Below are 13,051 nucleotides of genomic sequence, written 5' to 3' on the forward strand. Positions count from 1 at the left end.
GATTTAATAATGAAAATAAAATAATTCAATAAAGCTACTTTAAAGTAAAAAATAAAATGAAGGAGATAGAATAGATGAAATTTTTTGATATTTTTAAGACAAACATAGCACCAAAAGCTACACGGGATATAGCTATTGATTTGGGAACGGCGAATACAGTCGTGTATGTAAAAGGCGAAGGAATTCAGGTAGATGAGCCAACTTATGTTGCAATCAATAAAAAAACTGAAGAATTGGAACATATTGGTGAAAAAGCCAAGGAAATCATTGGAAGAACAGCTAAGCACACTGAAATTATCCGTCCATTAAAAAATGGGGTAATTTCAAATTATGAAGTTACTGAAAGAATGCTTGAAGAATTTTTACATAGAATAAAAAAAGATAAATTTCAAAGTTCAAGAGTTATAATCTGTGTTCCAAGTGGAGTTACACAAGTGGAAAGAAGAGCTGTAATTGAAGTTGTAAAAGATGCAGGGGCAAAAGAGGTTTACCTGATTGAAGAACCGATAGCGGCTGCAATTGGTGTTGGAATTGACTTATTTGAACCGAAAGGGCATTTGATTGTCGATATAGGTGGAGGAACTACGGAAATTGCATTTATTGTATCTGGTGGGGCGGCATTGTCAAAATCAATTAAAATTGCTGGAGATCATTTGAATGAAGATATTATGGAATATGTAAAGGATGCACATAATCTGTTAATTGGTGAGAGAACAGCGGAAGAATTAAAAATGAATACGATAAGTCAGGATGATCCTGATTATGAGTATGAAATCAGAGGGCGTGAATTAGGTGTTGGATTACCAAAAAGTCTGAAAATAAAAGCATCTGAAATTGATGGAGCGATAAGAAGACATATTGATGCGATTATTGATGAAGTAAGACTTACAATAGAGGAAATTGAGCCTGAAGTAGCAGCAGATATTTATGAAACAGGAATTTTCCTATCTGGTGGTGGAGCTGGAATAAGAATCTTGAAAGAGAGAATAGAAGAAGAGCTATCATTACAGGTTACAGTTGGAGATGATGCGATTCATGCTGTAGTGACAGGAATTGCAGAAGTCTTGACAGATTTTAAGAAATATAAAAATGTCATTATTTCACCAATGTATGAATATTAATTGAATAATATAGAAATTTAGGGGAATTTTCTGAAGTTACAGGTAAAGGAGAATTCCCCTATTAACGCAAAATAACAAATTTATTAATAAAAATAAAATAATAAAGATAAATGGTAGAATATGGAAAATTTTGAAAATAAAGAACTTGAGGAAAAAGAAAAAATTGAAGAGGTAATTCAAACTCAAAATGAAAATAAGATTGCTGATATTGAAGAAAAAGTTGAAGCAATAATTTTTTTATCTAAAGAAATGATAACAGTTAAGGAACTGGCTCAGTTTTATAATATGGAAAATTTTGAGATGGAAGAAATATTGAATAATTTGAGGGAAAAACGAAAAAATACTGGAATAAATTTAAAAATTGAAAATGGAATTGCATGTCTAGTGTCAAACCCGCTTTTTGGTTTTGATGTAAAAAAATTTTTTAATCCAGAAATGAAATTAAAGAAACTATCCCGTTCAGCAATGGAAACATTGGCAATCATTGCATACAAAGGGCCTATAACAAAAGCTGAAATAGAGCAAATCCGAAGTGTCGGTGTGGATACAACCATGTCAAACCTGCTGGAAAGAAAACTAATTTATATTTCTGGACGGAAAAAGACGGCTGGAACACCGAATTTATACGAAGTGACAGATGATTTTTACAGTTATCTGAATATTCATGGGAAACAGGAATTGCCGGGAAGTGAGCAGTTTCAGAAAATTGAGATGCTTTATAAGGAAGATGAGAATGCAGAAAATGAAGAGTAAATTTGGATTTAATTGTAATGGTTCTTTTGATAAAGAGTTATTAAGCAAAATTTCGTTAGAATAAAAACAAATAAAAAAAGTAGTTAAATGAATAAATCTGAAATAAAAATTAAAAAATAAAGATATGAGGTAAATAGAATGAGATTAAATAAATTTATAGCTGAAACGGGATTTTGTTCACGTAGGAAGGCTGATGATCTAATAAATGAAGGAAGAGTTACAGTAAATAAGCATGAAGCAATTATCGGGATGGATGTGAAGCCTGAGGATGTTGTCAGAATTGACGGAGAAAGAGTAAGACTTAACACAAGATACGAATATTATATTCTGAATAAGCCAAAAAGAGTGCTTTGTTCAAATGAGGACAAATTCGGGCGTAAACTTGCAGTGGACTTTATAAAATCACGTGCCAGACTTTTTACTTACGGAAGGCTGGACTTTATGACGGAAGGGTTAATCATAATCAGTAATGATGGGGATATATACAATCACGTAATGCACCCACGAAAAAAATTATACAAAAGCTACATTGCAAAAGTGAGCCGTGAACTTGAAGATAAGGATATTGAAGCACTGCAGTATGGAGTTGTGATTGATGGAAAAAGGACTGCACCTGCGAAAGTTAAGAAAATTGACAAAAAGGAACTTAGAATTGCGATTTTTGAGGGAAGAAACAGACAGATAAGAAAAATGCTGGAAACATTGGGATACACGGTTAATTCATTGAAACGGATTAAAGTGGGAGAACTTACGCTTGGACATTTGCAAGTGGGAGAATATCGTGCCTTGAATGAAGATGAAATCAAATATCTGAAAAATTTATAAAATTTTCTGGCAGGAGGGAAAAAATTGGAAAGTAATAAAAAATCAATATTTTTAATAGATTTTGACATAACAATCAGCAAAAAGGACTCAACAGACGTCTTACTTGAAGCACACCAGCCTGAATTTAAAAAAGAACTGCGAAAAAGATACAGAGCCGGAGAGTTTTCCATAAGAGAATTTATAAAAAATGGGCTAGGTTCCCTAAATATAACAAAAGAGCAGTATATTAAGACTTTGCAGAAAAATGTGCCAATCGACGAAACTTTTATAAATTTTGCAAAAAGTGGAATTAAATTTAAAATTGTGAGTGCAGGTGCAAGGCTGAATGTGCAGGGAACTCTGTCAAAATATGGAATAAACTTGCCAGACAGCGAAGTTATCTCGAATGATTTAAAATTTAGTGGAACTGATAAAAATGAAATTACTGTAGAAAATCCATTTTTAGACAAGGAAGGCTATTACGGCGTTGACAAGAAAGAAGCTGTGGAAAGTTATCAGAAGCAGGGCTACACAACTTATTTTGTAGGCGATGGGCCCTCTGATTACAAGGCATTGGAAGTGGCTGATTTTGCTTTTGTGAGAAAAGGGACTAGGGCAGTTAAGTTTTGTGAAGAGAATGGAATTGAGTTTTTTGAATTTGGGGATTTTGACGAGATTTTGAAGTGGGTAGAAAATAATAAGAAATTTTAATTTAAGAAAAGAGTGCTTTTAAAATGAAAAAATTTAAAATAATAATAGAAGAACATGTTTCAGAAGAATTTGAAGTTGAAGCAGAAAATATCGAAGAAGCATTTAATATTGCAGAGAAAAAATATTATAGTGGAGAATTTGTACTTGAACCAGGAAATGTTTCATATAAACTTATGTCTGGAGAAACAGTTGACAGAAAAGAAAGTATAGAATGGATTGAATTTTAAATTATATAAGATTTTTGGAGTTTGGAATGAAACAATATGAAGCTGTTATTTTGACAATTGAAAGATTAGGTGGAGTTGCCACTTTAGGAGAATTAAACCACGAAGTTTTTAAAATTAAAGAGTGTGAATGGAAAACTAAAATACCATTTGCAAGTATTCGGAGAATAGTTCAGCAAAGAAAAGAAATTTATAAAATAAAACCAGGACTTTATGGATTAGAGCAATTTAGAAAAGAAAATGAGTTAAAAGGAATAATTCAAGAAGATGAAAAAAATAAAAATTCTGAAGAAATAAAAAACTTTAACCATTCATATTATCAAGGATTACTTGTAAATATGGGAAATTTAAAAAATTTGAAAACATTTATACCGAATCAAGATAAGAATAAAAAATTTATTGATAAAAAATTAAGTGAAATATCTTCACTTAATGAAATTCCAATGTTTACGTATAAAGAATTGGTAAAAAGAAGTTCGACGATTGACGTTATATGGTTTAATGAAAGAAAAATGCCACATTCTTTTTTTGAAGTTGAGCATTCTACCGATATACAAAATTCATTGTTGAAATTTTATGATTTACAAGATTTTTATACCAGAATGATTATTGTAGCAGATAAACGTCGGAAAAAAGAATTTGAAAATAAGATAGGATATACAGCATTTAATGAACTAAAAGCCAGAGTTAAATTTTTAGATTATGAAGAATTAGTTAAACAATATGAACAAACGATTGAAAGGTTATCATTCAATACTCTTTTATAAAGTGTGGAAGCTAACTGGAATTGAAAAATTAGGTTATAAAAAATAAAGATAATTGGGAATGGAGGAAAAATGTTAAGCAAAGAAGATGTTTTAAAAATAGCAGCACTTTCTAAATTGGAATTTTCAGAAAGTGAAATTGAAAAATTTAGGGTGGATTTGAATAAAATATTTGAGCATATGGAAGAGTTGAATGGGGTTGATACTACTGATGTGGAGCCGCTTTTTAATGTGCTGGACTTAAAAGATAAATTGAGAGAAGATAAAGTTAGGGATGCTGGAATTAAGAAGGAAATTTTAGAAAATTCGCCGAATAAGGACGAGGAATTTATAATTGTACCAAAAGTTGTTGGAGAAAATGCGGATAATTAGATTCTTTTAAGGAGAGAAAAATGTTGGGAAATGTAGATTTATTTGCAGATAAAATAAAATGTGATTATGAAAAAGTTAATGAAGATAGTGGAATAACAGAAGTTGTAAAAAGATATTTTGAGCTATTGGAAGAAGGTAAAAAAGAAGGTTTTATCCCTGTTTTTGTTGAGGTAAAAGATTATTTCAATGAAGAATTTCCTGAATTTGAGGAATACAAAAGAACAAGAGATGAAATTTTAGAAAATTATAAAAAAGTAGACTGTGCTCAGTGGTTTAAAGAAAGAAAACAGGAGTATATAGAAAATGAGTATCTGGATGAGGAATATGAATTTTCTGATGACAACGATTACTTAGATTATTTTAAAAATTTCAATGAAGATAAAACTTTATATTTAAATTCAATATTTGACATAGAAACTGGAAAAATAAGGGAAAATGTAGGATTATTTAAAGTTCCAGCAGATAAAGTTTATGAAATTCCAGGATGGTTTTTATTTGGTGGTTTTAATGAATGTCCTTTGCCAGAAGAAATCATAGTTATCAGTAAATATTGGTATGAAAAATATGATGCACGAATTGTTGCGATAACTGGTTCTGAAATGGAATTTTATTTGGAGAAATTCCCAAAAAAACAAAAAGAGGCTGAAGAATTAGCAATAGAGCAGTTTTTAGTTAGTGGGGATTTAGTTTTTCAAATTTATGATGGATTGGAGGAACTTTCAAAAGAGTTATACAAAGCTAAAAATTGGTATTTTTGGTGGGATTAGAAAAAAAGAAAGGTGAAAAAAATGAATTTATACAAAAAAACGGCTAGTGAACTGGCTGAAATGATAAAAAATAAAGAGATTACCTCAGAAGAAGTTACAAGAAATTTTTTAGATAGAATAAAAACAGTTGAAGATAGGGTTGGGGCTTTTTCTAATATTTTTGAGGAGAAGGCATTGGAACAGGCTCGAAAAATTGATGAAGAAAATAATGAAGAAGGAAGAAAAAATTATGAAAATACAGGACTTTTTGGAGTGCCTGTGGCGTTGAAGGATAATATTGTTTCAAAAGGGGATTTGACAACGGCGGCTTCGCAAATTTTGAAAAATTATGTGGGAGTTTATGATGCAACTGTTGTGAAAAAGTTGAAGGAAGCTGGAGTAGTGCTGGTTGGGAAGGCTAATATGGATGAATTTGCGATGGGGTCTTCAAATGAAAATTCTTCGATAAAATCAGTTTCTAACCCTTGGGATTTGGCAAGAGTGCCAGGAGGAAGCAGTGGGGGATCGGCTGCTGCGGTTGCGGCTGGTGAAGTGCCTGTGGCTTTGGGAACAGATACAGGGGGAAGTATTAGACAGCCTGCGAGCTTGACTGGAACTGTGGGAATAAAGCCAACTTATGGAAGAGTTTCGAGATATGGGCTTATGGCATTTGGTTCTTCGCTGGATCAGATTGGGGCTTTGGCAAAAAGTTCGCAAGATTTAGCAAGAGTTATGCAGATAATTTCTGGATATGATGAAAATGATCCGACAACTGCAGATGTGGAAGTGCCAGATTATGTATCTTTGCTTGAAAAAGATATAAAAGGATTAAAAATTGGGCTTCCAAAAGAATATTTTTCAGATGAACTGGATAAGTCGATAAAGGAAGTTGTGGATAAAACTGTGGAAACATTGAAAAAACTTGGAGCGGAAGTGAAGGAAGTATCGTTGCCTTACACAAAATACGCAATTTCCACTTATTATATAATTTCATCAGCTGAAGCAGCTTCAAACTTGTCAAGATATGACGGAGTGAGATATGGAGTTAGAAAAAGTGATGAAAATATTGAAGAAATGTATGTAAAATCACGAACAGAAGGTTTTGGAGATGAAGTAAAACGTAGAATTATGATTGGAAATTACGTGTTAAGTTCTGGATTTTATGATGCTTATTATAAAAAGGCTTCACAAGTTAGAAGATTAATAAGAGATGATTTTTTGCGAGTTCTTTCAGAAGTTGATTTAATTTTGACACCAGTTTCTCCAACAACAGCGTTTAAAAAAGGTGAAAAAGTTACTGATCCAGTTCAGATGTATTTGGGAGATATTTTTACTGTATCAATAAATATGGCTGGATTGCCTGCAATTTCGGTACCAGGTGGTTTTATAAATGGACTTCCTGTGGGAATACAGCTGATTGGAAATTACTTTAGAGAAGATTTGCTGTTCAATGTGACGAATAAATTTGAGAAGGAACGTGGAGAGATAGAATATCCTGAGTTGTAAAAAAATCTTGAAAAGGAATTTTGATAAAATAAATTTTATGAAAGAAAGGGAATAAATAAAAAATGAGTATGGAATATGAAACAGTCATCGGACTGGAAGTGCATTGTCAATTGAAAACGAATACGAAAGTATGGTGTTCTTGTGATGCGGATTATGATAATAAAGAGCCTAATACTGCGGTATGTCCTATTTGTACAGGGCAGCCAGGGGCTTTGCCGAAGTTGAATGAGAAAGTATTGGATTATGCGATAAAGGCGGCACTTGCACTTGGGTGTGAGATAAACAGGGAGAGTTATTTTGATAGAAAAAATTATTTTTATCCTGATTCGCCAAAAAATTATCAGATTACACAGTTTTTTAAGCCTTATGCTGAAAATGGAGTTTTGGAAATTACGACAAATAGTGGAAAAGAGGCAAGTGTCGGGATTGAGAGAATACAGATTGAGGAAGATACGGCGAAAAGTATTCATACGGCTTCTGAAACTTTACTGAATTATAACAGAGCCTCTGTGCCGTTAATTGAGATTATTTCAAAGCCTGAGATAAAAAATGCCGAGGAAGCGTATGCTTATTTGAATACATTGAAGGATAGGCTGAAATATACGAAAGTCAGTGATGTAAGTATGGAACTTGGATCACTTAGATGCGATGCTAATGTTTCTGTTAGAAAAAAGGGTGAAACAAAACTTGGGACTAGAACGGAAACTAAGAACTTAAACTCATTTAAGGCGGTTGTGAAGGCGATTGAGTATGAAACAAACAGACAAATTGAAGTGCTTGAAAGTGGAGGGCGTGTAGTTCAGGAAACAAGACTCTGGGATGAGGAAAATGCAGTTACAAAGCCGATGAGAAGTAAAGAGGAAGCAATGGATTACAGATATTTTCCAGAGCCTGACTTGCCAGCGATTATCATTACTGAATCAAGACTTTCAAATGTAAAGGATGAAATGCCTGAATTTGCAGATGAGAAGGCAAAAAGATTTATTAATGAGTATAAATTGAATGAAATGGAAGCGGCTACTCTTTCATCAGAGCAGGAACTGGCTGAATATTATGAGCAAGTTGTAAAAGTTTCAGATGATGCAAGACTTGCGGCAAACTGGGTATTGACAGAAATTTTACGTGTATTGAAGGAAAAAAATATTTCTATTGAGGAATTTTCTGTTGAGCCTGAAAATATTGGAAAATTAATTAAATTGATAAAAGCTAATACGATTAGTTCAAAAATTGCAAAAGATGTGTTTGAAATATTGCTTTCAGAAAATAAAGATCCTGAAATTATCGTAAAGGAAAAAGGGCTTGTGCAAATTACAGATAACAGCGAAATTGAAAAGATTGTAGAGCAGGTACTGGCTGAAAATCCTCAGTCTGTGGAAGATTACAAGGCTGGAAAAAGCAATGCACTAAAATATCTTATGGGACAGTCAATGAGGCTTTCTAAAGGTAAGGCCAATCCGCAAATGATTAATGAAATGATTTTAGCAAGACTTGAAGGTTAATATTGGTTAAATTAGGAGAGAAATGAAAAAGGGTAAGAAAAAAAGTAGTATTATTGACAGAGCAAAGTCAAATATGGAAGAAAATAGAAAAAAGCAGAAGTTACAAAAAATTTTTAAAAAGCTGTTTAAATATTTTAACACATTTAATGGACGGTTTGTATTGATATTTCTTTTTACAGTTATAGGATTTGCAGCGTTAATTGGAAGGGTTTACTATTTACAGACAAAAGGTGGGCAGAAGATAAGAGAAGATTCAGAAAAAAAGTATTCCTACAAAACCTATAAAAAGGCTAAAAGAGGTAAAATCTCCACGAGCGACGGGCAAGTTCTGGCATATGACAATGAGGACTATTTTGTTATACTTGATCCGACTTTGATTGATGAGGAAAATATTGATACACTGCTGGAAATGTTAAAAAGATATATCGAGTCCTTGGATATTCAAAAATATAAACTTGAATATCTGGAAAAAAAGAAGGCTGGCAGACAGTATTTAAAAATAGAAAATAAGATTTCCTACAGGACAAAAATCGAAATAGAATCAGAAATTGACAATGATAAAAATGAGGCAATAAAGCGTAAAAAGGAAAAATATAAAAGACGGTTTAAAGGGATAGTCTTTGAAACGGTTTTTACAAGAAATTATGTGCAAAATGATGCTTTTCAGGAAACACTTGGGTTTGTAAATAATGAAAATAAAGGTGTTTACGGGATTGAAAAATATTATGATAAACAGCTTGCAGGAGAAATGGGAGTTGAGCCACGGCTTAGAATACCAAAGCCATTTTTGGAAATTGTAAAAGTGAAAAATAAAAATGAAGCAAAAACAGCTGTTGAAGGAAATAATCTTGTACTTACACTTGACAGTGTTATGCAGTATAATCTTGATGAGGAACTTCAAAAGGCGTTTGTAGATAATAATGCGAGTGCAGCAATGGGAATTATGATAGAAGTGGAAACTGGAAAGATACTGGCAATGTCGTCGTATCCAAAGGCGGAAGACAAGGCGACTATAAAAAATAGGACAATCACTGATTTTTTTGAGCCAGGATCAATATTTAAGCCTATAACAGTTGCAATAGGGCTGGATTCAAAAACAATTAATGAAAATACAAAAATATATTCAGCAGGTTCAATAAAAGTATACGATACAATAGTAAGGGATCATGACAGTTCAACAATTGGGACTTTAGGTTTGGCAGATATAGTTGCACATTCTGGAAATGTAGCGATGGTAAAAATACAGAATGATATTAATAAAAATACTTTTTACCGTTATTTAGTAGATGTTGGATTAGGCGGAAAAACAGACATAGATACGTATTTTGAATCAATGCAGAAACTTCGTGAGTTTAAAACTTTGAAGGATGAAGTAAGAAGGGCTAATATAGCTTTTGGACAGGGGATTGCAGTAACACAGATTCAAATGATAATGGCATTAAATACAGTCATTAACAATGGTAAGTTAATGAAACCTTATCTGGTAGACAGGATAGAAGACACCAAAGGGAATATAGTGAAACAGAATAAGCCCGATATGATAAAAAAAGTATTTAGTGATGAAGCCTCAAGATTAAATAGAAAGTATATGGAAGCAAGTGTAAATCGTGGAACTGGTGGAGGGGCATATATACCAGGCTACCGTGTTGGTGGGAAAACAGGAACTGCTCAGAAAGCGGGAAAGGAAGGATATAAAAATAGCCATGTCAGTTCATTTTTTGCATTTTTTCCAGCAGATAAGCCTAAATACGCTATATTGATAACTATCAGTGAACCTAAAGGTGGAAAATATTATGGAGCAGAAGTTGCCTTGCCATCAGTAAGAAGAGTATTGGAAAAATTAATTGAGTATAAGAGAATACAGCCAAATGGAAAGGTTAAAACTCCTGATAAGAACATTATTGGGTTTGTGCAGCAGGAAAAGAAAAAGGATTTAGGGAAGATAAAGCAGGATTTTGAGAAAAATATTATGCCTGATTTAACTGGAATTAGTCTGAGAGAGTTTTTGTCAATTTATCCGCAAGGGAAGTTTGCTCAATATGAAATTACTGGAAGCGGGGCAGTTGTGTCGCAGTTTCCTGAAAAAGGGACTAAATTGGATAGACAGACGAAGATACAGATAATGCTGGAATAAGAATATTTTTTAATAAATTAATTGAGGGAGGAATTTTAAGGGGTAAAAATGTATTATTATGAAATTTATGTGGAGAATAATCAGGGGATATACACGTATAAATCGGAAGAGAAGTATGAAATTGGGCAATGGTGCATTGTTAATTTTATAAATAAGGATAAAATGGGGCTTATTGTAGCGACAGTCAATGAAAATCAGATTCAGTTTGATATTTCAAAAGTGAAAAAAATTAAGGATGTTGCCCCAGTTTTGTCTATTCCAAATGATATTATGCAGCTTATAAGGTGGATAAAAAATTATTACATAAGTGATTATTACAACGTAATAAAAGCAGTTTATCCAGGAGCATTGAAGTTAAATTATTCCAAAAAAGCCATTTTCCAAAGGGAATTTTCAGAAAATAATGAAACTTTGGAAATGGGCAAAATTGAGGAAATAAAAAAATTTAATGAATATATGAAAAAACGTCATGAAGTTACCGTTGCAACTTTGAAAAAGAATTTTTCCAGCGAAATTGTGGAAAAAGCTGTAAATGAAAAGGTTATTTCCATTGAAAAGAGAGTGATTTTAAATTCTAAAATTTCAAAAAAGGAAAAGGAAAAAAGTGAAATTGTAGAAAAGGAAATTGTTTTGAATGCTGAACAGCAGAAGGCTGTGGATACGATAAAAAATAGTGAAAAACAGATTTTTCTGTTAAAAGGGATAACTGGCTCAGGGAAGACGGAAATTTATATTAATTTGATAAAGGAAGCCTTGAAACAAGGGTTTGGGAGTATCTTTCTAGTGCCTGAAATTTCGCTTACAGTTCAGATGATACAAAGGCTTGAGGAGGAATTTCACAATGAAGTGGCTATTCTTCATAGTAAACTTATGGACAAGGAAAAGAGGGAAGAGTGGACTTTCATACGAAATGGCGAAAAAAAAATTGTGATTGGAGCAAGATCGGCGGTTTTTGCACCTGTTCAGAACTTGAAATATATTATTGTGGATGAGGAGCATGAAAATACGTATAAGCAGGAGAATAACCCACGTTATCACGTAAAAAATGTGGCGATAAAAAGGGCATTTTTGCAAAACGATAATTTGGAAGAAGCTGAAATTGTAAAAAGTGAAAAGATAAAAGTGATTCTAGGCTCGGCAACACCGTCTTTTGAAACGTATTATCAGGCACAGCAGGGAGATATTGAATTAATTGAGCTTACGAAACGGTACAAAAATGCGAAGTTGCCAAAATTTGAAATTGTGGATTTGAATGAAACAACAGAAAATTTTTCGGAAGAACTGCTGGATAAGATTTCGCAGACATTGCAAAAAAATGAGCAGGTTATCTTGATTTTGAATAGAAAGGCATTTTCAAACTTGCTGAAATGCAAGGATTGTGGAAATATTCCAACTTGTCCTAATTGTAGCATTTCCTTAAACTACTACAAATATGACAATCGCCTCAAATGCCATTACTGCGGCTATGAAAAACGTTTTGACAACACGTGTGATGAATGTGGCGGACATAAAATGAGACAAATTGGGGCTGGAACTGAAAAAATTGAGGAAGAACTGGCGGCGGCGTTTCCATCGGCAAGAATAGTGAGAGTGGACTCTGAAAGCATAAAGACAAAGCAAAATTATGAAAAAGCCTACAATGATTTTAAAAATCACAAATATGACATAATGCTCGGAACACAGATTATCGCAAAGGGACTGCATTTTTCAAACGTAACATTAGTTGGAATAATTAATGCTGATATAATCTTAAATTTTCCAGACTTTCGGGCCTCAGAAAAGACTTTTCAGTTGCTGACACAGGCTTCAGGGCGTGCAGGACGTGGAGAAAAGGATGGCGAAGTGATTATTCAGACTTTTAATGGCGAAAATGATGTAATAAAAAAAACAATTGAAAGTGATTATGAAGGATACTACAAAAATGAGATGATTATGCGAAAAATGTTGAATTATCCGCCTTTTGGACGAATTGTAATTTTGGTAATTTCGGCAACGGAGGAAAATCTGGTAACAGAAAAAGCTAAAATTTTACGTGAAGAAATTATAAGAAATGTAAATGCAGCTATGAATTTAACTCAAAATGATTTTATTTCAGATGCTTTCAAATCTCCGATTTACAAAATAAACGGAAGATACCGATACCAGATATTTTTTAAATTTGAAAGAGAAAATATCTTGAAAATCAAAAAAATTATAAAAAAATGTGTGGGCAAATTTCGGGAAAGAGAAAAAAAAGTTAGGGTTACGATTGATGTAGATCCTGTAAATATGATGTGATTTTTTGTTTTTAAAAAGGTTTAGTATACTTGGAGGTGGAATTTTTGGGATTCTGCTTCTTTTTTATGTAATAATTTTACAAACACCTTGAAAAATAATGATTTGACTGTTATAATTAAAGCAATAATATTTTTATTCTT

General features: G+C 32.7%; 12 protein-coding genes. All 12 read left to right on the forward strand.

The features are described from left to right. The first annotated feature begins 74 nt into the window (after positions 1 to 74). The 12 genes from mreB to priA all read left to right on the forward strand — a co-directional run bounded on the left by mreB (position 75) and on the right by priA (position 12,911). A complete protein-coding gene (mreB, locus tag K324_RS0106385) occupies positions 75 to 1,121 on the forward strand; it encodes a rod shape-determining protein (RefSeq protein ID WP_036095264.1) in 1,047 nt (348 codons plus the stop codon). A gap of 120 nt (positions 1,122 to 1,241) precedes the next feature. Continuing rightward, positions 1,242 to 1,874 carry an SMC-Scp complex subunit ScpB gene (scpB, locus tag K324_RS0106390; RefSeq protein ID WP_026748431.1) on the forward strand — a complete coding sequence of 211 codons (633 nt, stop codon included), beginning with the start codon at positions 1,242 to 1,244 and terminating at the stop codon, positions 1,872 to 1,874. Positions 1,875 to 2,012: 138 nt separating this feature from the next. After that, the gene (locus K324_RS0106400; RefSeq protein ID WP_026748432.1) at positions 2,013 to 2,699 is read left to right on the forward strand and encodes a pseudouridine synthase; all 687 of its coding nucleotides are present in this window, start codon (positions 2,013 to 2,015) and stop codon (positions 2,697 to 2,699) included. A gap of 24 nt (positions 2,700 to 2,723) precedes the next feature. Beyond that, positions 2,724 to 3,389, forward strand: coding sequence for an HAD-IB family phosphatase (locus tag K324_RS0106405; RefSeq protein WP_026748433.1), 666 nt, complete (start codon positions 2,724 to 2,726; stop codon positions 3,387 to 3,389). Positions 3,390 to 3,412: 23 nt separating this feature from the next. After that, positions 3,413 to 3,616: a DpnD/PcfM family protein gene (locus K324_RS0106410; RefSeq protein ID WP_026748434.1), complete on the forward strand. Its 204-nt coding sequence runs from the start codon at positions 3,413 to 3,415 to the stop codon at positions 3,614 to 3,616. A 26-nt stretch (positions 3,617 to 3,642) separates the two neighbouring features. Next, on the forward strand, positions 3,643 to 4,380 hold the full coding sequence (locus tag K324_RS0106415; protein WP_026748435.1) for a hypothetical protein: 738 nt from the start codon (positions 3,643 to 3,645) through the stop codon (positions 4,378 to 4,380). A 69-nt stretch (positions 4,381 to 4,449) separates the two neighbouring features. Continuing rightward, positions 4,450 to 4,749 carry an Asp-tRNA(Asn)/Glu-tRNA(Gln) amidotransferase subunit GatC gene (gatC, locus tag K324_RS0106420; RefSeq protein ID WP_006805047.1) on the forward strand — a complete coding sequence of 100 codons (300 nt, stop codon included), beginning with the start codon at positions 4,450 to 4,452 and terminating at the stop codon, positions 4,747 to 4,749. A 20-nt stretch (positions 4,750 to 4,769) separates the two neighbouring features. After that, positions 4,770 to 5,516 carry a DUF4253 domain-containing protein gene (locus tag K324_RS0106425; RefSeq protein ID WP_026748436.1) on the forward strand — a complete coding sequence of 249 codons (747 nt, stop codon included), beginning with the start codon at positions 4,770 to 4,772 and terminating at the stop codon, positions 5,514 to 5,516. 21 nt (positions 5,517 to 5,537) lie between these two features. Continuing rightward, positions 5,538 to 7,001 (forward strand): Asp-tRNA(Asn)/Glu-tRNA(Gln) amidotransferase subunit GatA, encoded by a 1,464-nt coding sequence (gene gatA, locus K324_RS0106430; protein ID WP_026748437.1) that lies wholly within the window; start codon positions 5,538 to 5,540, stop codon positions 6,999 to 7,001. 62 nt (positions 7,002 to 7,063) lie between these two features. Beyond that, positions 7,064 to 8,500: an Asp-tRNA(Asn)/Glu-tRNA(Gln) amidotransferase subunit GatB gene (gene gatB, locus K324_RS0106435; RefSeq protein ID WP_026748438.1), complete on the forward strand. Its 1,437-nt coding sequence runs from the start codon at positions 7,064 to 7,066 to the stop codon at positions 8,498 to 8,500. A 22-nt stretch (positions 8,501 to 8,522) separates the two neighbouring features. Further along, positions 8,523 to 10,634 carry a penicillin-binding transpeptidase domain-containing protein gene (locus K324_RS0106440; protein ID WP_026748439.1) on the forward strand — a complete coding sequence of 704 codons (2,112 nt, stop codon included), beginning with the start codon at positions 8,523 to 8,525 and terminating at the stop codon, positions 10,632 to 10,634. A gap of 48 nt (positions 10,635 to 10,682) precedes the next feature. Further along, complete coding sequence (priA, locus tag K324_RS0106445) at positions 10,683 to 12,911, forward strand: replication restart helicase PriA (protein ID WP_026748440.1); 2,229 nt, start codon at positions 10,683 to 10,685, stop codon at positions 12,909 to 12,911. The last annotated feature ends 140 nt before the right edge of the window (positions 12,912 to 13,051 follow it).

Source organism: Leptotrichia trevisanii DSM 22070 (genome assembly GCF_000482505.1).
Taxonomy (GTDB): Bacteria; Fusobacteriota; Fusobacteriia; order Fusobacteriales; family Leptotrichiaceae; genus Leptotrichia; species Leptotrichia trevisanii.

Bases quoted from the DNA above. Each gene is read 5' to 3' on its own strand.
- mreB (WP_036095264.1), top strand. From the start codon at position 75: ATGAAATTTTTTGATATTTTTAAGACAAACATAGCACCAAAAGCTACA.
- scpB (WP_026748431.1), top strand. From the start codon at position 1,242: ATGGAAAATTTTGAAAATAAAGAACTTGAGGAAAAAGAAAAAATTGAA.
- K324_RS0106400 (WP_026748432.1), top strand. From the start codon at position 2,013: ATGAGATTAAATAAATTTATAGCTGAAACGGGATTTTGTTCACGTAGG.
- K324_RS0106410 (WP_026748434.1), top strand. From the start codon at position 3,413: ATGAAAAAATTTAAAATAATAATAGAAGAACATGTTTCAGAAGAATTT.
- K324_RS0106415 (WP_026748435.1), top strand. From the start codon at position 3,643: ATGAAACAATATGAAGCTGTTATTTTGACAATTGAAAGATTAGGTGGA.
- gatC (WP_006805047.1), top strand. From the start codon at position 4,450: ATGTTAAGCAAAGAAGATGTTTTAAAAATAGCAGCACTTTCTAAATTG.
- K324_RS0106425 (WP_026748436.1), top strand. From the start codon at position 4,770: ATGTTGGGAAATGTAGATTTATTTGCAGATAAAATAAAATGTGATTAT.
- gatA (WP_026748437.1), top strand. From the start codon at position 5,538: ATGAATTTATACAAAAAAACGGCTAGTGAACTGGCTGAAATGATAAAA.
- gatB (WP_026748438.1), top strand. From the start codon at position 7,064: ATGAGTATGGAATATGAAACAGTCATCGGACTGGAAGTGCATTGTCAA.
- K324_RS0106440 (WP_026748439.1), top strand. From the start codon at position 8,523: ATGAAAAAGGGTAAGAAAAAAAGTAGTATTATTGACAGAGCAAAGTCA.
- priA (WP_026748440.1), top strand. From the start codon at position 10,683: ATGTATTATTATGAAATTTATGTGGAGAATAATCAGGGGATATACACG.